The sequence below is a fragment of the Collinsella sp. AM09-41 genome (assembly GCF_003473245.1).
Taxonomy (GTDB): Bacteria; Actinomycetota; Coriobacteriia; order Coriobacteriales; family Coriobacteriaceae; genus Collinsella.
Genome location: NZ_QRMJ01000007.1, coordinates 24,039 through 44,976, shown reverse-complemented (window position 1 = coordinate 44,976; position 20,938 = coordinate 24,039). Strand labels below are relative to the sequence as shown.

Annotated in this window: 17 protein-coding genes, 1 tRNA gene and 1 other RNA gene; 6 read left to right on the top strand and 13 right to left on the bottom strand. The window is 60.3% G+C overall.

Going from position 1 to position 20,938, the window contains the following annotated elements; all coding sequences use genetic code 11:
- Positions 1-156 precede the first annotated feature (156 nt).
- Together ffs and tadA are read right to left on the bottom strand one after the other, a co-directional pair.
- Positions 157-252, bottom strand: an RNA gene (ffs, locus tag DW112_RS08325) — signal recognition particle sRNA small type.
- Positions 253-695: 443 nt separating this feature from the next.
- Positions 696-2,477 carry a tRNA adenosine(34) deaminase TadA gene (tadA, locus tag DW112_RS08320; RefSeq protein WP_117635595.1) on the bottom strand — a complete coding sequence of 594 codons (1,782 nt, stop codon included), beginning with the start codon at positions 2,475-2,477 and terminating at the stop codon, positions 696-698.
- A gap of 51 nt (positions 2,478-2,528) precedes the next feature.
- Between tadA and DW112_RS08315 the strand changes: the two genes are divergently transcribed.
- A tRNA-Ser gene (locus tag DW112_RS08315) sits at positions 2,529-2,618 on the top strand.
- 3 nt (positions 2,619-2,621) lie between these two features.
- On the opposite strand, the gene DW112_RS08310 is transcribed toward DW112_RS08315, so the two are convergent.
- A complete protein-coding gene (locus DW112_RS08310; protein WP_099432361.1) occupies positions 2,622-3,206 on the bottom strand; it encodes a TetR/AcrR family transcriptional regulator in 585 nt (194 codons plus the stop codon).
- A gap of 211 nt (positions 3,207-3,417) precedes the next feature.
- Between DW112_RS08310 and DW112_RS08305 the strand changes: the two genes are divergently transcribed.
- Positions 3,418-3,969, top strand: coding sequence for a LemA family protein (locus DW112_RS08305; protein ID WP_199585352.1), 552 nt, complete (start codon positions 3,418-3,420; stop codon positions 3,967-3,969).
- A 479-nt stretch (positions 3,970-4,448) separates the two neighbouring features.
- On the opposite strand, the gene DW112_RS08300 is transcribed toward DW112_RS08305, so the two are convergent.
- Together DW112_RS08300 and DW112_RS08295 are read right to left on the bottom strand one after the other, a co-directional pair.
- Positions 4,449-5,501, bottom strand: coding sequence for a branched-chain amino acid aminotransferase (locus tag DW112_RS08300; RefSeq protein WP_117582948.1), 1,053 nt, complete (start codon positions 5,499-5,501; stop codon positions 4,449-4,451).
- Positions 5,502-5,790: 289 nt separating this feature from the next.
- Entirely contained in the window at positions 5,791-6,438 is a 648-nt protein-coding gene (locus DW112_RS08295) for a DedA family protein (RefSeq protein WP_117582947.1), read from the bottom strand.
- Positions 6,439-6,662: 224 nt separating this feature from the next.
- Between DW112_RS08295 and cysE the strand changes: the two genes are divergently transcribed.
- Positions 6,663-7,367: a serine O-acetyltransferase gene (gene cysE, locus DW112_RS08290; RefSeq protein ID WP_117646308.1), complete on the top strand. Its 705-nt coding sequence runs from the start codon at positions 6,663-6,665 to the stop codon at positions 7,365-7,367.
- 113 nt (positions 7,368-7,480) lie between these two features.
- Here cysE and DW112_RS08285 read toward each other — a convergent pair whose 3' ends face one another.
- The 4 genes from DW112_RS08285 to DW112_RS08270 form a co-directional block, all read right to left on the bottom strand.
- Entirely contained in the window at positions 7,481-9,487 is a 2,007-nt protein-coding gene (locus tag DW112_RS08285) for an ABC transporter ATP-binding protein (protein WP_118328745.1), read from the bottom strand.
- 1 nt (position 9,488) lies between these two features.
- A complete protein-coding gene (locus DW112_RS08280) occupies positions 9,489-11,213 on the bottom strand; it encodes an ABC transporter ATP-binding protein (protein ID WP_118328744.1) in 1,725 nt (574 codons plus the stop codon).
- Positions 11,213-11,713, bottom strand: coding sequence for a MarR family winged helix-turn-helix transcriptional regulator (locus tag DW112_RS08275; protein ID WP_118328743.1), 501 nt, complete (start codon positions 11,711-11,713; stop codon positions 11,213-11,215). Before DW112_RS08275 ends, DW112_RS08280 begins: the two co-directional genes overlap by 1 nt.
- Before the next feature lie 181 nt (positions 11,714-11,894).
- Positions 11,895-12,185 carry a CDP-alcohol phosphatidyltransferase gene (locus tag DW112_RS08270; protein WP_118260475.1) on the bottom strand — a complete coding sequence of 97 codons (291 nt, stop codon included), beginning with the start codon at positions 12,183-12,185 and terminating at the stop codon, positions 11,895-11,897.
- A 294-nt stretch (positions 12,186-12,479) separates the two neighbouring features.
- Here DW112_RS08270 and DW112_RS08265 point away from each other — a divergent pair, with 294 nt between their 5' ends.
- On the top strand, positions 12,480-13,001 hold the full coding sequence (locus DW112_RS08265) for a nitroreductase (RefSeq protein WP_118328742.1): 522 nt from the start codon (positions 12,480-12,482) through the stop codon (positions 12,999-13,001).
- 239 nt (positions 13,002-13,240) lie between these two features.
- Here DW112_RS08265 and DW112_RS08260 read toward each other — a convergent pair whose 3' ends face one another.
- The 3 genes from DW112_RS08260 to DW112_RS08250 all read right to left on the bottom strand — a co-directional run bounded on the left by DW112_RS08260 (position 13,241) and on the right by DW112_RS08250 (position 16,419).
- A complete protein-coding gene (locus DW112_RS08260; RefSeq protein WP_147351845.1) occupies positions 13,241-13,816 on the bottom strand; it encodes a hypothetical protein in 576 nt (191 codons plus the stop codon).
- An 84-nt stretch (positions 13,817-13,900) separates the two neighbouring features.
- Positions 13,901-15,118 carry a helix-turn-helix domain-containing protein gene (locus DW112_RS08255; RefSeq protein ID WP_118328740.1) on the bottom strand — a complete coding sequence of 406 codons (1,218 nt, stop codon included), beginning with the start codon at positions 15,116-15,118 and terminating at the stop codon, positions 13,901-13,903.
- Positions 15,119-15,384: 266 nt separating this feature from the next.
- Positions 15,385-16,419: a YeiH family protein gene (locus DW112_RS08250; protein WP_118328739.1), complete on the bottom strand. Its 1,035-nt coding sequence runs from the start codon at positions 16,417-16,419 to the stop codon at positions 15,385-15,387.
- Positions 16,420-16,612: 193 nt separating this feature from the next.
- On the opposite strand from DW112_RS08250, the gene DW112_RS08245 reads away from it, so the two are divergent.
- A complete protein-coding gene (locus DW112_RS08245) occupies positions 16,613-17,314 on the top strand; it encodes a GntR family transcriptional regulator (RefSeq protein ID WP_118328738.1) in 702 nt (233 codons plus the stop codon).
- Between the two features lie 114 nt (positions 17,315-17,428).
- Here DW112_RS08245 and glmS read toward each other — a convergent pair whose 3' ends face one another.
- A complete protein-coding gene (glmS, locus tag DW112_RS08240) occupies positions 17,429-19,276 on the bottom strand; it encodes a glutamine--fructose-6-phosphate transaminase (isomerizing) (protein WP_117582939.1) in 1,848 nt (615 codons plus the stop codon).
- A gap of 317 nt (positions 19,277-19,593) precedes the next feature.
- Between glmS and DW112_RS08235 the strand changes: the two genes are divergently transcribed.
- Positions 19,594-20,727, top strand: coding sequence for a LacI family DNA-binding transcriptional regulator (locus tag DW112_RS08235; RefSeq protein WP_118328737.1), 1,134 nt, complete (start codon positions 19,594-19,596; stop codon positions 20,725-20,727).
- Positions 20,728-20,938: the final 211 nt, after the last annotated feature.

The window sequence follows — 20,938 nt, the reverse complement described above, 5'->3', positions numbered from 1 at the left end:
CAAAGCCAGCGAGCGCCACCCAGAGCGACAATTTGTCATTCAAAAGGCAAGGCATAGACCTTCCGGTCATGCCTTGCCTTTTGAATGACAAATTGTCGCTCTGGGTGGCGCGCAGCGTCGAACATTGCGCGGTTTGGAAAACCGCGCAAAAAAGCGCGCTCGATGGATTCGGATGCCCGACAGAGGCTCCTTATGGCTGCTTCCTTCCGGACCTGACCAGATTCGGAACATGTCGTCATCCGAACCCATCGAACGCGCTAGGCGCTCGATATATCTTACCCGCTCCCGCCCGATGGGGCAAGGTAGCTAATTTGGGACGAAGCTTTTTTGACTACTCGGGCAATCGAATCGGCAAGTAGTCATAATAGCCCCGTTCCAAAAAGACTGGTCTGACGCTGTGCCACGAAAGTGGCCTATCTACTACGTTTAGGCCGCAGGGGTCAACCATAGCCGGTTTTTTCGAAAACCGGCAAGCTCTCTACCTGCGGTTTTATTTTTGCAAATTCCGAGATGGTCGAGGGTGGTCGGTTAAACGTAGTAGATGGCCGCATTTCGTGGCGGACGGTCCGACCCAAGGCCCAAGGCGACCAGCCTCGCATGACCATTCACGAAGTTGCGGTGGAATACGGACTGAATTGGCACCTTAAAGGCAAAAACACTCCGTATTTCACCGCAACTTATCGAGGGGATGGGTTTTAGAGGCGAGCGAGGTCATAGGCTTGGGCAGCTGCCTCGCCGGCGCAGATGAGGTTGGTTGTGGCCTCTTGCACACCGAGCGCCTGGTCGAGGGGCATGGGCTTGCGGCAGATCGGAAGCACCAAGTCGATGCCCTGCCCATACACCGCGTCCAGATAGTCGGCGCGACCGCCCACGACAGCGGCCACCGGCTTGCCATATCGCTTGGCGCGGCGGGCCACACCCACCGGCGCCTTGCCGGCGGCAGACTGCTCATCCATGTTGCCCTCGCCCGTTATGACCAGATCGACATCGCGCACGCGCTCGTCAAACCCCACGAGGTCGAGCACCGTCTCCACGCCCGAGCATAGCTCTGCACCGAGTGCTAGCAGCGCGGCGCCCAGACCGCCAGCAGCACCGGCGCCGGGCACGCCGAGCACCGAGCCAAACGTCCGCGCGCCCTCGGGCACGCGCAGCAATCCCCGAGCCCGAGCCTCGGCAATCGCCGTATCGAGCAGGCGACCGTAGCCGACCATCCAGCCGTCGTACCCGCCCAGTGTTTCGACATCGTCTGTCGGCAGGCCCTTTTGCCCGCCAAACACCGCAAGTGCCCCGCGACGTCCCACGAGCGGATTCTCGACATCGGAAAGCACCACGACACGCGCGCCATTCAGTGCCCGAAGCGCCGGTGCCAAATCGATACTCGCCACGTGTTCAAGGCCCGCGAGCCCCGGCGCGATATTGCAGCCACACTCATCGACCAGGCGGGCGCCAAGCGCCTGCAGCATACCGGCGCCACCATCGTTGGTGGCACTGCCGCCCAGACCAATATAGAGTGTCTTTGCGCCCGCGCGAACCGCGCGAAGCATGAGCTCGCCCACGCCATAGGTTGTGGCCGCCAACGCCGCCGACTCCGTGCAAGGCGAATACCCAATGCCGGCCGCCTCGGCCATCTCGATGACCGCGGACTCGCGCTCGACATCAACCAGCATCCGGGCAGGCACACGCTTGCCCAAGGGACCTGCCACCTCGCAGGTCACTATCTCACCGCCGCACGCGGCAACGGCATCGAGCGTTCCCTCGCCGCCATCTGCCAGCGGCAATGTGCACGCCTCGGCATCGGGCCAAACGCGTCGCACGCCTCCGGCAACCGCCGCCTCCGCCTGTGCACTCGACACGCTACCCTTAAAGGAATCGATCGCCAACAGCACACGGCGGGGCCGGCGGCACGCGGCACCAAAATCGACCGCCTCAACGGCAATATCTTCGGCACACGCGAGCGCCTCGGCATGAGCGGCATGCGCCTCAAGATCGGCCCCACAACCGCAGCCAGCACCATCGGTGCCACGCAGCCCACTAAAATAGCTGCTCAACACCTCACGACACTCGTCTGCCAGCACGCCGGCGGTCACATTAAACCGATGATTCAGGCGCGAGTCGGCATTCAAATCGTATAGGGATCCCAACGCGCCCGCCTTGGCGTCGCTCGCGCCATACACGCAGCGCCCCACGCGCGCGTTGACCATAAGCCCCGCACACATGCAGCAGGGTTCAAGCGTCACGTAGACCGTACAGTCGGAAAGGCGCCAGCGGCCAAGCGCCTGGGCAGCGGCGCACAGGGCCGCAAACTCGGCATGCGCCGAAGGGTCCTGGTCGAGCTCGCGACGATTATGCGCCCTCGCGACGATCTCGCCGTCGCGCACCACTACAGCTCCGATGGGAACCTCGCCCACCGCCGCGGCGGCTCGCGCCTCCGCCAACGCCTCGCGCATGAACTTCTCGTCGATTTCGGTGATCGTCATCGTTCGCCTTCCCTGTTGCAAATTCAAAACGATGCTATCATTACGACTCACGGAGAGATGGCAGAGCGGTTGAATGCGGCGGTCTTGAAAACCGTTGAGCGCGAGAGCGTTCCGGGGGTTCGAATCCCCCTCTCTCCGCCACTTTTAGTGATGCACCGGTGTCATGGTCCGCTCAAACAGCGCATCGACCACGTCGGCCATCTCGGGTCGACGCTCAAGATCGTGGCCCGATTCCCACCATATCGTGAAAAGTCGAATAATACCGCCGGCGACAAACTCAGACGTCGTCTCGAGTGACACGGGGGCCAGGGCATCCTCGGCAAGCACGTTCATCACACGCTCGCGGATGGAGCGGGCAATACGGTCGCAAATAACGTTGGTCAGCATTCCCGACATGCTGCTCGCCAAAATGTTGTCCATGAGCTGCTCATGGGCCAGAATCAGGTCCATGGCATCGTCCAAAATCGCGTGCCGAAGCGCGCGCACGTCCTCGGCAGACACTGTGCCGGCCTCATCGGGCTGTTTTTGCGGCAAGCCGGACATGAGCTCATCGATATAAAAGGCAAAGTAATCGTTCTTGTCGCGAAAGTGCTTGTAGAACGTCGTGCGGCGAATCATGGCGCGGTCGCACAGCATGGCAACCGTCAGGTCCTCAAAACGATGCTCCTCGAGAAGTTCGGTGAAGGCATCGAACAGGGCGCGGTAGGTTTTCTTAATGCGAAGGTCCACTGGTATCGCCATCCTCAGGGCAAAGACAACACTCGACAATCTGTCGCATATCTTACACCTGTACCTCGCGCGCTTTGCCCCGGTGCCAACCCCGCCGAAAACATAACGCTTACCGGAAAGTTCGGCACGGCAAAACGTTGCGGGTATACTAGTAGCGTTATACCAACGGCAGCTGGCGCATGCCGCCGCGGCCATTCGAAACGGAGACATCATGATTACCGTCATCATCGGCATCGTTGTTGTCATTGTGATTGTCTGCGCCATCGCCGGCATCTACAACAACATGGTCACCAAGCGTAACCGCATCGATAACGCTTGGCAGAACATCGATACGCAGCTGCAGCGCCGCAACGACCTGATCCCCAACCTGGTCGAGACCGTCAAGGGCTACGCCAAGCACGAGCAGGAGACGCTCTCCGCCGTGATCAGCGCGCGTAACACCGCCGTCAAGGCCACCACGCCCGAGGCCAAAATGGAAGCCGACAACGTGCTGACCGGTGCGCTGCGCCAGCTCTTCGCCGTAGCCGAGGCCTACCCCGACCTTAAGGCGAACACCAACTTTACGCAGCTGCAGGCATCGCTCGAGGATACTGAGAACAAGATTAGCTATGCACGCCAGAGCTACAACGATTGCGTGCTCAGCTACAATAACGCCATTCAGACGTTCCCGGCTGTCATCTTTGCCGGCATCTTCCAGTTTAAGGAGCGTCAGGGCTTCGAAGCAGCTGAGGCCGCCCACCAGGCACCGACCGTCAAGTTCTAGTAGTTTGACAGCGCATCCTTAATCGGACAAATGTATAAACCGCCCCGTCGAATGCATACTTCGACGGGGCGGTTTCCTTTTTCGCGAAGGTCCCCCTCTAAGCGCCGTGCATTTTTAGGAGTATTCAACATAACCAAGGACTTCGGGCGCCGCGATAAATGCCAAAGAGCGCAAATATCCCTGCAAATCAAACGCTGTCGGCCCATAACCCCGCCCATCATTCGTAGAAAACATCGAGAAATCCCGATTTTTTGCCCGAGGTCGGTATGCAGGGGCCTTCGATTGCAGAATACTCGCAAAAATGCACGTCGCCACCACCCCCACATGGCGCGAACCAAAACAAAAGCGCGGCCTTCCTTTCCGGCGCACTCCGCAGGACGAAAGAACCTCCGCCGCACGAAGTGCGCAGCGGAGGTTCTTTCATGTCCGAGGACGCGCCGGAAAGGAAGGTTGCCCTCGGGCCGAACAGCTATGGCAGCTTACGCGACGGTGTAAACCCAGTTGTGCTTATCTTCAACAGCACCAGACTGGATACCAGTCAGGGTCTCGCGAAGCTTCTTCATCACAGGGCCGATCTCGGTGTAGCCAGCCGGGAAGGTCACGGTCTCGTCGGCGCCGTAAACCTTGTTGTCGATCTCGCCGACCGGGGAGATAACGGCAGCGGTGCCGCACAGGCCGCACTCGACAAAGGTACCGGCCTTGACCTCGGCCCACTCGACAGGGCGTTGGTCGACGGTAATGCCCAGGTCCTGAGCAACCTGAACGAGCGAACGACGGGTGATGGAGGGCAGGATGGAGTCGGTGTGCGACTGCGGAACGACGAGGGTGCCGTCCTCCTTCACGAACAGCACGTTGGCGCCGCCGGTCTCCTCGACATAGGTGCGGGACTCGGAGTCGAGATACAGGTTCTCGGCATAACCCTCGCGATGGGCCTCCATCGTGGGTTTAAGGGACATGGCGTAGTTCAGGCCGGCCTTGATGTTACCGGTGCCGTGCGGTGCAGCGCGGTCATACTCGGAAACGCGCAGCTTGACGGGCTTGAGGCCACCCTTAAAGTACGGACCGACCGGGGTCACGAGAATGCGGAACGTGTACTCAGGAGCGGGAGCCACGCCGATCACGTCACCGGAGCCGATCATAAACGGACGCACGTACAGGGTCGCGCCGGAACCGAAGGGCGGAACCCAGGCGGCGTTGGCAGAAACGACCTGCTTGACGGCCTCAACGAACTTATCCTTGGGGAACGGGGGCATCTCGAGGCGCTGGGCAGAGTTGTACATACGCTCAGCGTTCATGTCGGGACGGAAGCAGACGATGCTGCCATCCTCGGCGGTGTAGGCCTTCAGGCCCTCGAAGACCTCCTGACAGTAATGGAAGATGCCACCGCACTCGGAGACATGCAAGGTGTGGTCGGTGGTCAGACCGCCCTCGTCCCACTCGCCGTCCTTCCAATGGGCCTCGTAGCTGTAATCGGTCTTCATGTAGCCAAAGCCGAGGCTACCCCAATCGATATCCTTCTTCTCGACAGTCATATGTCGCTCCTTACATACACAGTTGTATACTCGCGAACTCGCACGCAAGGACCGAGGCCGGCCGCGTCGCAACGCCGCACGCCCGGAGCGTAGAGCCGGACGGGACACGCGGACGGCATCAAAGCCGATGGCACGTCGATTCGCATGCACGAGATTGTACTCCCCGTACGCGTCTGATAAAACGCTTTTCTTTAACTAAGTAAAGTATTTTCATTTGACCGAAACTAAAGAGGCCCGCCACCGTAAGCGGTGACGGGCCTCAACTGCACGGTTTACGCGCTGGCTCGAGCTACGCGTTCTTTTTGCCCAGCTTAGCCTTAACCAGACCGACCACGGTCGGAATGATCGACACGGCGACGATGCCGATAATCAGCAGCTCAAAGTGCTCCTGCACAAAGGGAATGCCGCCAAAGAAGTAGCCCAGCAGCGTGAAGACCGTCGACCAGGTAATGCCGCCCAGCACGTTAAAGATGACAAAGTTGCGCCAGTGCATGCCGCCCATGCCGGCGATGAAAGGCACAAAGGTGCGGATAAACGGGAAGAAGCGACCCAGGAAGATGGCCAGGTGGCCCCACTTGTCCAGGAAGTCCTCGGACTTTTTGATACGCTCGGGCGTCATGGCCTTCACCTTGCCCGAGGCGATGATCTTTTGGCCAAAGAAATGACCGATCATAAAGTTGCACTGATCGCCCAAGATAGCAGCCGTCCATGCGACGGCCAGCAGAGCCACGATGTTAAAGCCGCCGTTGTGGGCAAAGAAACCTGAGGCAAACAGCAGCGAATCGCCGGGAAGGAACGGGAAGAACACCACGCCCGTCTCGATAAAGATGATCAGGAACACGCAGCCATAGGCCATAAGCGGGCCGGCAGCGATCCAGCTGGCGATCGCGGTGCGCGGGTCTTTGAGCAACTCGGCGATAAAATTAATGAAACCCATGAAGTAAAACCTCTCAGTTGTGGGCGCGGATACGTCCAAGTTGACCAGTATACGGTTGCGGCGCGGCCATGCACACGACCGCACAAAAGCATGACTCCATTACCAGCAAGTATGCATAACTGACATCTGTCACGCTAAGCCGTGGAAGATTGCTCTTCCTAATCCCTAGCGAATCGCTATACTTTATTGAATCGCATTGCCATGGCGCTAAGGGAGGGCGGCCGGTGAGCTTTATCAATACCATTCGCGAGGACATCAAGACCGTCCAGGCACAGGACCCCGCCGCGCAAAACGGTCTGGTCATTTTCCTTTCGTACCCCGGTCTTCACGCCAAGTGGAACCACGTACCCGAGCATTGGCTCTGGGAGCACGGCCACCGATCGCTCGCCCGTGCGCTCTCGCAGCTCACCCGTCATATCACCGGCGTCGAGATTCACCCTGCCGCGCAGATTGGCAAGCACTTCTTTATCGACCATGCCATGGGCGTCGTCATCGGCGAGACCACCATTGTGGGCGACAACTGCGTACTCTATCAGGGCGTCACGCTCGGCGGCACCGGCAACGAGACCGGTAAGCGCCACCCCACCCTGGGCAACAACGTCACCGTGGGCACGGGCGCCAAGGTGCTCGGCAACATTCGCATCGGCAACAACGTCAAAATCGGCGGCAACTCGGTTGTCGTCAAGGACGTGCCCGACAACTGCACCGTCGTGGGCGTGCCGGGACGCATCATCAAGCGCAACGGCTGCCGTGTGTTCGAGGAGAGTTTCGACGCCAAGCAGCATCGCGAGTACATGCCCGATGACGCCGCCGAGCAGAGTGCCCTCAACCGCCAAGGCATCACCGAGAACGCCCGCCGCGTCAAAGAACTCGAGCGAGAGGTGGCCGAGCTCAAAGCCCTCGTCACCAAGCTCGTGGACGAGCGCTAGGGACGCAAGCGGCACAAAACGACATCGGCATCAACGCAAGAAGGCGCGCCAGGGAATTCATCCCCGGCGCGCCATTCCTCTTGATGTGATAAAGGAACTGTCCCTTTGTCACATTATGCGAACTGGCTCAGGTAGAGGTCGGCGTAGGCCCCTTCGGCAGCCAACAGTTCTTGGTGCGTGCCTTGCTCGATGATGTTGCCGTGGTCCATGACCAAGATCAGGTCGGCGTCCACGATCGTTGACAGGCGATGCGCGATCACAAAACTGGTGCGCCCGCGCATGAGCGCGTCCATGGCGCGGCCGATGGCAAGCTCGGTGCGCGTGTCCACGCTCGACGTCGCCTCGTCCAGGATGAGGATCGCCGGGTTGTTGAGCAGCACGCGCGCGATGGTCAGCAGCTGACGTTGGCCCTGGCTGATGCTCTCGGCATCGTTAGCCACCCGTGTGTCGTAGCCCTGCGGCATAGTGCGCACAAAGAAGTCGACCTGAGCGGCACGTGCGGCCGCGACAATCTCCTCGCGCGTCGCCTCGGGACAGCCATAGGCGATGTTCTCGGCAATGGTGCCATCGAACAGCCAGGCGTCCTGCAACACCATGCCAAACTGCTGGCGCAGCTCGCCGCGGTCCATGCGGCTCGTGTCCACACCGTCGAGGGTAATGCGGCCACCGTCGATCTCGTAGAAGCGCATGAGCAGATTGATGAGCGTGGTCTTACCCGCACCCGTGGTTCCCACCACGGCGATCTTCTGACCCGGCTCGGCGGCAAACGACACGTCGCGCATGAGCGGCTTGTCGGGCGCATAGCCAAAGCGCACGTGCTCAAAAGCGACGCGGCCCTCCACCTTGCCCGGCAGCTTGGCAGCCGCGCCCGGCTGCGGATCGGCCTCCATCTCGGGCTCATCGAGCAGGTCGAACACGCGCTCTGCGCTCGCCAGCGCGCTCTGCAGCGAGTTAAAGGTAAACGACAACTGCGTCATGGGTTCGGACGCCTCGTAGATAAACTGGAAGAACGCCTGGAACACGCCGACGGTCATATGCCCGGCAACCAGCATGCTGCAGCCCACCAGCGCAATCACGATCTGCGCCAAACGGCCGATAAAGCGCACCGCAGGGCCGACGGCGTTAATCATAAAGTCGGCCTTGGTGCTCACGCGCGCCAGCTCCTTCGAAGCCTCGCGTACCTCGGCAGAGCTCTGGCGCTCGCGGTTAAACGCACGGATCACCAGACGGCCCGAGTAGCCTTCCTCGACCGCGCTCGTAATCTTGGACACCCACTCCTGGCGCTCGCCCGTCACATCGTGCGTGCGGCGCGACACGACCTTCGTCACCAGCAGCGAAAGCGCCGTAAAGAACAAAAAGACGAGCGTGAGCGGCACGCTAAACACGAACATCACGCTCACGGCGCCCACCACGGTACCGATCGACACCAGCAACTGCAGCAGTCCGCGCTGCATGCTCTCGGACATCTTGTCCAAGTCGTTGGTCGCACGGCTGACGACCTCGCCGGGACGATGCGCGTCAAAGTAGGCAAGCGGCAGACGGTTGAGCTTTTGTGCGATGCGGTTGCGTAGACGCAGGTTGAGACGCTCGGCAACGCTCGACATCAAAAAGCTCTGGAGTGCGTAGAACGAGGCGGCGGCAGTCCAGATCATAAAGTAGATGAAGATGGTCCTGCCGCAGTTCTCCCAGGTAATGCTGAAGGTAGTGTTGTTGGCAAACGCCAGCTTCATATGCCCCCACAGCTCATCGATCACGCGAGCGCTGTAAGCCGGCGCCGCGGTGTTAAAGATGACATAGAACACGATGCTCGCGAACACGATATAGAAGCGCCAATGGTCGCCGGCAGCCTCGCTCCACAGGCGGCGCACCGTCGCCCAGGTGTCGCGGGGCTTCTCGTCCTCGTCCTCGTCGTCCACATCGCGCATGCGCTCTGCCTCGGCGCGGGCACGCTCGTCCTCGGCGCGTTCGTTTTCCTCGTACAGCGCTTGGCGGCGAGCCTCGCGCTCCGCCGCTGCCTTGGCGGCGTCATCTGGCTCGGGTACCGCGGCAGCCGTTTCCTCAACCAGCCCCGCGGCAACGGCGTCATCAACGCCGCCCTGCTTCTTGAGCTCCTCGGTCATGCTACTCACCTCCCTTCATCTGCGATTCCGCGATAGCGCGGTACACCTCGCAGGTTTCCATGAGCTCGTCGTGCGTGCCCAGGCCCACAATCTCGCCGTCTTTGAGCACCACGATCTGGTCGGCATGCAAGATCGTCGAGATGCGCTGGGCGATGATGAGCACCGCGGCATCGCGCGTCTCGTCCTGCAGCGCATGGCGCAGTGCCGCATCGGTCTTAAAGTCCAGGGCCGAAAAACTGTCGTCGAAGATATACAGGTCGGCGCGCTTCATGAGCGCGCGAGCAATGGCCAGGCGCTGGCGCTGACCACCCGAGAAGTTCGTACCGCCCTGGGCAACCGGGGTATCGAGCCCCTGCGGTTGATCGAGCACAAAGGTGCTCTGGGCAACCTGCAGCGCATGAATCATGTCCGCCTCGGTCGCGTCCTCGTTGCCAAAGCGCAGATTGCTTGCCACGGTGCCCGAGAACAGCCACGCCTTCTGCGGCACATAGGCAATGCGCCCGCGAATCTCGTCTTGCGAAAGGTCGCGCAGGTCAACACCGTCCAGGCGAACGGCGCCCTTCGTGGCATCGTGAAAACGCAGCAAGAGCTTTGCCACCGTCGACTTACCCGAACCGGTCGAGCCCACGATCGCGGTGGTCTGCCCGCGACGACAGGCAAAGCTCAGGTCGCACAGGGTGTCCTCGTCGGCATCGTCAAAGCGAAACGACATGTGATCGAACTCAGCGACCGCATCCGCATCGCCCCCGGAGGCAGGCGCCCCGTCACCCAGCGTTCGCTCGCCATCGACGATGCTCGGCTCAATCTGGAGCACCTGCTGTGCACGGTTGAGGCACGCCGCGGCGCGCGGAAGCGTCAGAATCACCATCTGCGCCATCATCACAAAGAACAGGATCAGAATCGCGTATTCCAGCACGGCCGAGATGCTGCCGATTTGCATGGCGTGGACGCCTACGCGGTTGCCGCCCACCCACAGTACCGCCACCTCTGCGATATTCATCAAAAAGAAGGTGGAGCTGTCGAGGCCCACAAACAGGTGGTTGACCTTGATGGCGTTGGCCGCGTAATCGCTAAACACCTCGTCTAGGCGCTGCTCCTCATGGCGCTCCTTGTTAAACGCGCGGATGACGCGCACGCCCACGATGTTCTCGCGCAGCACGACGTTCATGCGGTCGATAAAACTCTGCAGGCGCATAAAGATCGGCGCGGCATTAGCCACCGTAAAGACCGCCGCCACCAGTACAATCGCCACGACTGCACCCAGCAGCGTACCCATGGCGGGATCGATATGCCAGGCGAAGATGATGCCCGCCACGGCCAAAAACGGTACCGGCAGCACCAGCTGAATCGTCTGCAGGATCGCTTGCTGGATCACGTTGATGTCGTTGAGCGAGCGCGTGATCATCGAGCCCGTGCCAAAGCGCTCAAAGTCGCTGGCGGACAGCTCGAGCGACTTATCGTAGACGGCGTTGCGGATGTCGCAGGCCACATTGGCCGCCAGACGGGCCGAAAGGTAGCAGCCCAGCACCGCGCCGCCGCTGGCCATGCCGGTCGCGATAAGCATGTAGAGGCCGTTGCGCAGGATGTAGTCGACATCGCCCGTGGTGATACCGGTGTTGACCATGTTCGCCAGCATCGTGGGAACCAACAGCGTACCAACGTTGTCGATTAGCAGCACCAACAACGTCACCGCGACAAGCCTGCGATACGGCTTCATAAACCTCATTAAGAGTCGCACGACTCCCCCTCACCTTGATTCTCGGCCTGGCTCTCGACAGCGATATGCTGCTTAAAGACATCGCACTCCTCGCCGAGCACCTGAGAGAATTTGCCGATCAAGCGCATGATTTCGCGCTGCTCACACGGCTCAAGCGCGCCAAAGGCTCGCTGCTCGGCCTTGAGTGCCGGCAGCGCATAACGCTCGGCAAATCGCCTGCCCTCTTCGGTCAGGCTCACAACCTTGTTCTTACGGCTGCCTTCGGCAAACTCCAACGTTGCGAAGCCCCGCGCCGTCAAGGTTTTAATTGCCGAGTTGATAGTCTGCTTGCTGTAGAACCATTCGCTTGTCAGACGGCTTACGGCAATACTGCCGCCCGCCGTGCTGGTATCGACGAGCATCCAGTAAGCGCAGTCCGAAAGGCCGCAGGCGCGCGAGAACTCCGAATAGATATGGTCGAGTCCATTGAGCAACCGGTCGAAGTCGACCAGTGTAACCGCACTATTCATCTATCCCACCATTCGATTGTCCGACTTTTGACCAATTTTGTGTCTCTAGATTAGTCCGAGTTTTGACTATCGTCAACAGGCTCTCCGCAAATGCGTGCACTTTTATGGCCCATCGGCAGAAAAAGACCGCCGGCGCGGGGGCGGCGCCAGCGGTCACGTGAAAATCGGGTTTTATTGCCTGTTAAGCGGCAACGGCCTCATAGACCGTAGCGCCCGAGAAGCTATCATGCAGGCTCTTGCCACAGATCCACGGCAGCTCGACGACCTCGCAGACCGTGTTGACCAGCTCGGAGCAGTCAGTAAAGTGGCCCTTGTCGTTGAGGGCCTCGCAATCCTGAACACGCCAATAGCCATCGGTGTGCGTGATGTAGTACTCGTGATCGTTGATCGACACGAAAGCGCGCGTCTTGGAACGCAGCAGCTTCAGAAATCCTTCGAAATCGGTCTCGACGACATCTCCAGCCTGGAACATGATGTTACCTCCTGGCCCGGCGCCACCACGGCGCATTGATAAACGTTGGTACTCCTTTAGTAAAACCTTTATCAGAGGTTATGCGTTCGTCATTTAGGCAAGTGGTAAAAAACCGCAGGGTAGACGGGATAAAACGTTTAACCATCCCATTGGTTTGTCACATTCTGAAGGTACTTTTATGCAAACCTACTTTCCCAATTGGAATCTATCCTTTTGGCCGGGCAATTGACCGTCTATCGTTTGAGCCCGACGGGTATGAACGTGGCATCTGCAACGCCACCACAAGGAGACACCATGGAAACCATCGAAGCGCTCATTCACCGCCGCAGCTGCCGCAAATACAGCGATCGTCCCGTCGAGGCCGAGAAGCTTGCACGTATTATCGAAGCCGGCCAATATGCACCGAGCGGCATGGGCCGCCAGCCGGTGACGTTTGTCGCCGTCACCGACCCCGCAACCGTTGAGCGTCTCTCACAGCTCAACGCCCAGGTCATGGGCAGCAACGGTGACCCCTTCTATGGCGCCAAGACCGTTGTGGTGGTGCTGGTTGACCGCAGCGTGCCAACGCATCTGGAAGACGGTTCGCTCGCCATGGGCAACCTGCTCAATGCTGCCTATGCGCTGGGCGTTGATTCGTGCTGGATTCATCGCGCGCACGAGGTCTTCGACTCGCCCGAAGGCTTGGAACTGCTGGCAAGCTGGGGCCTGCCCGCCGACGGCAGCCTGCGCGGTGTCGGTCACTGCATTCTGGGCTATGCCGAGGACGCGCTTCCCGAGGCAAAGCCGCGCCGCGACAACGTGGTGTACGTGAAGTAATTAGTTCCGCCGTTCTAACGAACGGCGGACCCGCTGACGCTGCGCGGGCCGCATTCACGTCAATCTGACGTTCAATTTCAAGGGCGCGACCAGAAGGTCAGCGCCCTCTCATTTCACGTCACCTTGGCGCAAATGCGGCTCGCTCGCTGTTGGCGACTGACATCAGGTGCGCCACTGTTGACATTCGACACTTGGGCAGCTAAAAGGCCCCGTCCCAAATTTGCTGCTCCGCTCGCAACTTATCTTGCCGATGGAGTTGTCGTCGTTTCGTTCGTGTGAGTTGTTTCGGCTTCGCTGCCTTGTTCGTCCTCGTCCTTTTGCGCATCGGCGATAGTGGAAGCTGCCGCAACGATACCGCGTTGGGGCGCAACGCCCGTCTGGACCTGAGCGCCCTCGACAACTTCTGTGCCTGCATGCGCGAGCTCGGGCGATTTAAACATTGCGTCCAAGTTGGCGCCGCCGCCGGCGTAGCCAAGCGCAGCAAGTGCGATGACGATCGCTGCAACGACAGCCACGATCGGCACGTAGCGATGCCAGCCGGCGGGATTGAGCCCGCTGCGACGAGCCGCCCCGCGGCTGATGTAACCGAGCGTTCCGTCGTGCTTGAGCTTTGAGCCCACCACGCGCTTGCGGCCCCACAGCGACGACTCGGCCTGCATGGCCAAGCGAGCGCTTGCCGAAGGGTAGCCATATTTAGTGCGCTTGAACGAGCCATCAAACCCCGAGGCGTGTTTGCCCCACGTCACCGATGTCGTGCGTCGGTTAACCGGCGCGGCACTCCGCCTTCTGCGGCTCGGTTTTGAAGTCTCAGCCATATGCCCTCGCACGCCGTAACCAAATCGAAACAATAACGCTTTGGACTGTAGCACACGCGTCGCGCGCGGTCACGGGTGCCTCGCTCAACGGTCATCGTCCTTCAGCAAGCGCCACAGCGTTGTACGGCTTATGCCCAGCACCTCCGCCGCACGGGTTCGGTTGCCGTGGAGATGGTCTACAACCAGATGCGCGATATCTCGCTCGGTATCGGCCAGCGGTCGCAGGATATACAGGTCACTTTCGAGCGTCGGGGCGCCAAAGGTTGCGGTCTTAATCACGTCCTCTTGGGCGAGCACTTCCTCCGCCACAGCGCGGTCCACCGCGCCCGCCCCCACCAATATATACAGTCGTTCCGAGACCTCGCGGAGCTGCAGATAATTGCGCGGCCAGCGGTAAGCATCGAGCGTCTTCGTCGCCGCGGCAGACAGCGTGGGCGCTGTCGTCCCAAATGCATCAGCGAGATATTCCAAATAGCACGCGACCTTCGTCGACGCGGCTCCCTGCTCGGCGATTGCCGGCGCCACGCTCACCGCGCAGGCGAAGCGCTCGGTCACAAAAGCAGCCTGATCGCTTTCGCTGCCGCCCGGCATGTCATTCGCCGTCAGCACCACATGGCAGCGCGTCGCCAACGCGGTGTCGGCCATCGTGGAAACCAGCTCGCGGAGGCGCTGGGGGCCAACCGCGTTCCAGCCCTCAATGCAAAGGGTCAGCCCCGTTTGGAACAACGGCGATTCGGCGCTTTTGAGCACGTGGCGCCAACCGCGCTCGGTGAGCTCATCGAGCGCGACGGAAACAAAGGGTTGATCGGCAAAAGGGCCATCCAGATAGAGGCGCATGGCGATCTCGGCCTGGCCCGCGCCCAACTCGCCCTCGAACATAAGGGGCACCCCGCGCGCATAGCTCTCGGCAACCGGTGCGGCTACCGCAGCGGCGCCTTCAACGATGCCGTACGCGCTCGATTCGTAGCGGGCCTCAACTTCGTCGGCGTTGAGCCACTCGATGCCCGCATGCGCCGCGGCGCCGCGCACCTCGCGGACCACGACGACCCAAAGGCCCCCGCCCTCTTTGTCGGTGGGGCGAACGGTCAGGCTCAGGCGCGTACCCGCACGCCCCATAACCAGGCGCGCGCCGTCTCCTATACGGTCGAGGCGCTCAGCGACAAAAGCCGCCACATCCCGCTCAAGCGCCGCGTCATTCATGGTCGAGATCGCGACGTCCCCACGCGCATCGATTGCCAATGCCGAGGCCCCGGCAGCAGCCAGGGCCTCGGTCAAGATGTTCAGCTTGGCATCGCTATCCATGATTTGCCCCTGTCCGTGGCGACGTGCAACCGCCGACGGTCGCACGACCAAGTGTTTCAAAATTGAACGATATTGCTCACCAAACACTATAGGGCAGAGAGCGCCGTCCTGCGAGTATAGGTGTTGCCCCGCATCGCCATCCTGGCGGGGCGATAAGAGCTCTTCGGGACTTATAAACCTGCGGACAAGCCATACCCGCAAGAGCTCCTATCGCTCCACCGTGAGAATGCGCTCACCAGCACGCAGCACGCAAATAAGCTACTTCTCTACCAGATTCCCAGCACGTGCTGCATTCCCAAACTCATGCACGCAATGCCAATCCAGCAGCAAAAGCCCAGCGCGATAGGCTTTCCGCCCTTTTTGACCAGCTCGACGATATCGGTATTAAAGCCAATAGCCGCCATGGCCATCACGATAAAGAACTTCGACAGCTCCTTGATGGGCGCCGTGATGGACACGGGAAGCTGAAGCACCGTGGTGATTACGCTCGCCAGCACAAAGAACAGCACAAACATGGGAAACGCGCGTTTAAGCGAGAACGTGCTTTTGGCGTCGCCGCCGGCCTTGCGCGCCAGATGCATCTGCCAGCATGCGAGGACCAACGTGATGGGAATAATGGCCAGTGTCCTGGTGAGCTTGACCACCGTGGCGCTCTCGAGCACATTGGCGCCGGGATGCATGCTGTCCCAAGCGCTCGCCGCAGCCGTTACGGACGAGGTGTCGTTGATGGCGGTGCCGGCAAACAGGCCAAAGCCCTCGTTGGTCAGCCCGAGCATACCGCCGAGCGTTGGAAACACGAGCGCCGCGATAACGTTAAACAGGAAGATGACCGAAATAGCCTGGGCAATCTCGCGATCGTCGGCATCGATGACGGGCGCGGTAGCGGCGATGGCAGAACCGCCGCAAATCGACGAACCCACACCCACAAGCGTCGAGATCTTACCCGGCACGTTCATAACGCGGCAGAGCACAAAGGCGATGACAAGCGAGGTCGAGATCGTCGCCACGATAATCGGCAGCGACTGGGCGCCCTTGGACAGAATCTGGGAGAGGTTCATGCCAAAGCCAAGCAGGATAACCGCGTACTGCAAGACTTTTTTAGACGTATAGGTGACGCCGGCGGCGAGCTGTTCACGACGATTCTTGGAAAAGACGAGCGCCAGGACCATGCCAAAGAGGATGGCGAATACCGGACCGCCGACCACCTCAATTTGTTTGCCGAGCAACGTCGCGGGAATGGCGATGATCAGGCAGAACAAAACGCCTTTCCAGCGCTCGCGTACGATATTTGCCAGTTGCATATGGGATTCCTTCTTTCTATTTCACGTTTGCGACGGCTTATGATACGGCAACATTGAGCGCAGCCTTGCGCAAACACAGACTAAGATGCCGCAATAGTTCTTGGGCAACAGCCGAATTACCCACCGCGGAGAGCTGATTCGCGGCATAATTAACAACTGACATATGAGTTTGATAGAACAGTTGCGAGGCGCTATGGAAGAATCGATGCACGTCGGCGAGCAGGAAACGAGCCTACAGGACCAGTCCTACCACACCATTCGACGCAAAATCGTCTACCTGGACTACAAGCCGGGCGAAAAGCTGGGCGTCAAGCAACTTTGCGACGACCTGGATATGGGGCGCACCCCTGTGCGCGAGGCTTTGGTTCGCTTGGCGCAGGAAGGCCTGGTGCGCACCGTGCCCCAAAGCGGCACCTATGTCTCGCCCATCAACCTCACTCTTGCCGAGAGCGCCTGCTACATTCGCGAGCACCTGGAAAAGCAGGTGATTGTAGAGTGCTGCGCCCGTGCCACCTCGGCAGGCATCGAGCAGCTCGACCGCGCCATCGTGCTGCAGGAAAAGGCCATGGCCGAAGAGGATCGCATCGGCTTCTTTTTAAGCGACAACCTCATGCACCGCATAATCTTTAGCATCGCATGCCGTAGCACCGTGTGGTCGTGGCTCGAAGAGACCAATGCCGACCTGGAGCGCTTCCGCTGGCTGCGTGCCGCCACACAGACGCTCGACAATCAGGAGACTGTTAACGAGCATAAGCAAATCCGCCGCGCCATCGCCGGTCGCGACCCCATCGAGGCGAGCTTTTTGGTCAGCAAGCACCTGCATATGATGTTCCGCAACCAGACCGAGGTCCTGGACCAATATCCCAAGTACTTCGAGACCAGCAAGCTCCGCTAACCTGCCAAAAAGGGACAGGTTTATTTTGGCAGGTTTTATCTGGGCAAATGCAGAAAAGGCCCGGCTCCGCTGCAACGGAGCCGGGCCTCGGTCACTAGAACGGCGGAACAACAATTATTCGACCGTGACGCTTTTCGCCAGGTTGCGAGGTTGGTCAACGTCGCAACCGCGCAGGATGGCCACCTCGCGGGCGAGCAACTGCAGCGGAACGCTCGCCGTGATGGGGCTGAACACGTCGCGGACTGCCGGCACGCGGATGATGCAGTCGGCGATCTTGTTGATCTCCTCGTCGCCCTCAGTGGCAACGACGATGACCTTGGCGCCGCGCGCCTTGCACTCCATAAGGTTCGACACGGTCTTGTCGTAGGTGGCACTCTTGGTGGCCACGGCGATGACGGGGAAGCCCGGGTCGATCAGGGCAATGGGGCCGTGCTTCATCTCACCGGCGGCGTAGGCCTCGGCGTGCAGGTAGCTGACCTCTTTGAGCTTGAGCGCGCCCTCGTAGGAAATAGCGGCACCCATGCCGCGACCCACGAACAGTGCGGACTGCGCGTCCTTGCACAGCAGGGCGGCCTCATGCACGGCCTCGGTCTGGGTATCCAAAATCCACTGGATCTGCTCGGCCGTATCGGAAAGCTCGCGGAACAGCATGCGCGCCTGCTTGGTGGTCAGGCGGTACTTGACCTGCGCTAGCAGCAGGGCCAAAAGCGTAAGGCTCACGACCTGGCCGATGAAGCTCTTGGTCGAGGCGACCGCGATCTCCTTGTTGGCCTTGGTGTAGATGACGCCGTCGCTCTCACGCGCCACGGGGCTGCCCACCACGTTGGTGATGCCGAAGACCTTGGCGCCCTTGATGCGCGCGTCGCGAATGGCGGCAAGGGTATCGGCCGTCTCGCCCGACTGGGACACGGCAACGACGAGCGTCGTCGGCGTAATGATGGGATTGCGGTAACGGAACTCGCTGGCCGCCTCAACCTCGGTGGGGATGCGAGCCCAACCCTCGATAAGGTTCTTGGCGATGAGTCCGGCGTGGTAGCTGGTGCCGCAGGCGATCACGTAGACGCGGTCGATGTCGTTGAGCTCCTCGAGCGAAAGGCCCAGCTCGTCGATGTCGAGCTCGCCGGCCGGCGTCATACGACCGACCAGCGTGTCGCGCACAACGCGAGGCTGCTCGTGGATCTCCTTGAGCATAAAGTCGGGGTAGCCACCCTTTTCGGCCATGTCTAGGTCCCAGTCGATGTGGGTGACCTTGGGCTCGATAACGTTGCCGGCCTCGTCGGTGTACTCGACGCCCGCGGGCGTGAGCTTGGCAAACTGACCGTCTTCGAGCACCACGACATCGCGGGTGGCGTCGATGAGCGCGATGACATCGGAAGCAACATAGGAGCCGGTTTCGCCCACGCCGACTACGATCGGGGAATCCTTGCGGGCCACGGCGATCACGCCGGGCTCGTCAGCGCACACGGCGGCCAGACCATAGGCACCGACCACGTGGGTGCAAGCCTCGCGCACGGAGGCCATCAGGTCGTGCGTCTCAGCATAAGCCTCTTCGATCAGATGCGCGAAGACCTCGGTATCGGTCTCGCTCTTAAAGTGGTGGCCGCGGCCCTCCAGCTCTTCGCGCAGCTCGGCGAAGTTCTCGATGATGCCGTTGTGGACGATGGCGATACGACCGTCGCAGCTGGTGTGGGGGTGAGCGTTAACGACGGAGGGCTTGCCGTGGGTGGCCCAACGGGTGTGACCGATACCGCAGGTAGCGTCGCTGTCGATGTTGGAAAGCTCGCTCTCCAGGCCCGCAACCTTGCCCACGCGGCGGATGACGTCGAGGTGTGCCGCGGCGCCCTCGCCCACCTCGAGCGCAACGCCCGAGGAGTCATAGCCGCGATACTCCATGCGCTTAAGGCCTGTGACCAGTATGTTCTTTGCAATATCAGAGCCGGTGTAGCCGACAATTCCGCACATAGGATAAATCCCTTCGTTCGCGTGACTGCAAGACGTCCACGCACAGGGGGCGCTGAGACGTATAACGTTCGAGTATTGTACTCACGCAAGCGCAAGCTGATATACCAGAAGTGGTATCTCAACTTAGATACCACTCGATGCACACATGCCCAAACCACCACGATGGGGACAGGCACCTTTGTGGTGGTTTGGGCTCCAGCGTTTGCCCAGATAAAACCTACCAAAATAAACCTGTCCCTAATTGGCAGGTTTTGACACCCTAGGGGTGGGCGATGCTACAATCTGGTTTGTACTTGAAACGCATCAAAGGGGCCGCTATGGCAAAGGTGAAAATCAGCGACGTCGCGCGCGAGGCCGGGGTTTCGCTGGGCACGGTTTCCAACGCGCTCAACCACCCCGAAAAGCTGCGTCCCGAGACCCTCAAGCTCATCAACGAGACCATCAATCGCTTGGGCTACCTGCCCAACCAAAGCGCTCGTCAGCTCGCGGGCGGCGCCACCAAGTCCTTTGGCCTGGTGCTCCCCCGTCTCGATCACGGCTTTTCGCTCCAAATCGCCAGCGGCGCCCACAACGAGGCCCGCAAGCACGGCTACGATCTGCTCATCGCCAATGCCGATAACGACGATATTCTCGAGGATCATTACCTGCGCTACTTTATGGGCACGCAGATGTCCGGCGTCATGGTTCAGCCCATGGCATCCCCCGACCGGCACCCGGCCATGACTAAAATGCCCGTGCCGATCGTCCATCTGGACGTCCATTGTTCAGAACCCGGTTACTACGTGGCCGCCGACAACGAGGCACAGGGGCGCATTATCGCCGAGCTCGCCATCGCCCGCGGCGCACGCCATATTGTCGTTGTGGGTCGAGCAGCATTCATGCAGCTCACTCTGCGCGTCCTTGGCATCCACAAGGCACTTGCCCTGCATCCCGATATCAAAATTGAGGTCATCGACGCCGGCGAATGGAATACCGCAGCCGACGGCTACAGTATCGGTGCCCAGATTGCCGAGCGCCCTGCTGACGAGCGCCCCGATTTTGTCATCGGTCTGACCGACGTATTAGCCTCGGGCGTTATCTCGGCGCTGACCGACAAGGGCATTTCCGTCCCCGGCCAGATTCTTGTTGCCGGCTGCGATGGCAACCCACTTGCCTGGAGCGGATCGGTCCCCCTCACCACGGTAGCACCACCGGGCTACGAGATCGGCCGCAAGGGCGTGCAGCTGCTCATGGAACAAATCGAGGATAAACCTGCCGCCAAGACCAAACGAGTCCGCATCGGCTCCGCCGCGCGTACCGTCACCACGGCCACGGCCACCGAGGACATTAACCGTCAGGAGCTCGTGCGCCCCTTCTTGCTCGAGCGTGTGAGCACCCAAAAGGCCGAGCAGCACCCGACGGGCCCATCCGCGGCCCCAATAACCGACATCAACCTGGGCGCCTACTTGTAACAAAAAACGCCGCAACGGAAACAGCCCCGCTGCGGCGTTTTTGCTGACCCCACGGGCCTTCCCCGTTTAGCCGGATCTGCGGCTACGGATATTTATGGAATGTAATCCATTTTTCATTAGCTTTTTTGTTAAAATAGATTCAATTCCATTTTTTAGAACAGTGCCTCCGCGCAGGCGCCGTTACCGTCACCGTCCTGCGAGATCGGGCGCG

What these genes read in the sequence shown, in the direction of transcription:
- tadA (WP_117635595.1), bottom strand. Translation starts at nt 2,477, where the DNA reads ATGACGATCACCGAAATCGACGAGAAGTTCATGCGCGAGGCGTTGGCG.
- DW112_RS08305 (WP_199585352.1), top strand. Translation starts at nt 3,418, where the DNA reads ATGATTACCGTCATCATCGGCATCGTTGTTGTCATTGTGATTGTCTGC.
- DW112_RS08300 (WP_117582948.1), bottom strand. Translation starts at nt 5,501, where the DNA reads ATGACTGTCGAGAAGAAGGATATCGATTGGGGTAGCCTCGGCTTTGGC.
- DW112_RS08295 (WP_117582947.1), bottom strand. Translation starts at nt 6,438, where the DNA reads ATGGGTTTCATTAATTTTATCGCCGAGTTGCTCAAAGACCCGCGCACC.
- DW112_RS08285 (WP_118328745.1), bottom strand. Translation starts at nt 9,487, where the DNA reads ATGACCGAGGAGCTCAAGAAGCAGGGCGGCGTTGATGACGCCGTTGCC.
- DW112_RS08280 (WP_118328744.1), bottom strand. Translation starts at nt 11,213, where the DNA reads ATGAGGTTTATGAAGCCGTATCGCAGGCTTGTCGCGGTGACGTTGTTG.
- DW112_RS08275 (WP_118328743.1), bottom strand. Translation starts at nt 11,713, where the DNA reads ATGAATAGTGCGGTTACACTGGTCGACTTCGACCGGTTGCTCAATGGA.
- DW112_RS08270 (WP_118260475.1), bottom strand. Translation starts at nt 12,185, where the DNA reads ATGTTCCAGGCTGGAGATGTCGTCGAGACCGATTTCGAAGGATTTCTG.
- DW112_RS08265 (WP_118328742.1), top strand. Translation starts at nt 12,480, where the DNA reads ATGGAAACCATCGAAGCGCTCATTCACCGCCGCAGCTGCCGCAAATAC.
- DW112_RS08260 (WP_147351845.1), bottom strand. Translation starts at nt 13,816, where the DNA reads ATGGCTGAGACTTCAAAACCGAGCCGCAGAAGGCGGAGTGCCGCGCCG.
- DW112_RS08255 (WP_118328740.1), bottom strand. Translation starts at nt 15,118, where the DNA reads ATGGATAGCGATGCCAAGCTGAACATCTTGACCGAGGCCCTGGCTGCT.
- DW112_RS08250 (WP_118328739.1), bottom strand. Translation starts at nt 16,419, where the DNA reads ATGCAACTGGCAAATATCGTACGCGAGCGCTGGAAAGGCGTTTTGTTC.
- DW112_RS08245 (WP_118328738.1), top strand. Translation starts at nt 16,613, where the DNA reads ATGGAAGAATCGATGCACGTCGGCGAGCAGGAAACGAGCCTACAGGAC.
- glmS (WP_117582939.1), bottom strand. Translation starts at nt 19,276, where the DNA reads ATGTGCGGAATTGTCGGCTACACCGGCTCTGATATTGCAAAGAACATA.
- DW112_RS08235 (WP_118328737.1), top strand. Translation starts at nt 19,594, where the DNA reads ATGGCAAAGGTGAAAATCAGCGACGTCGCGCGCGAGGCCGGGGTTTCG.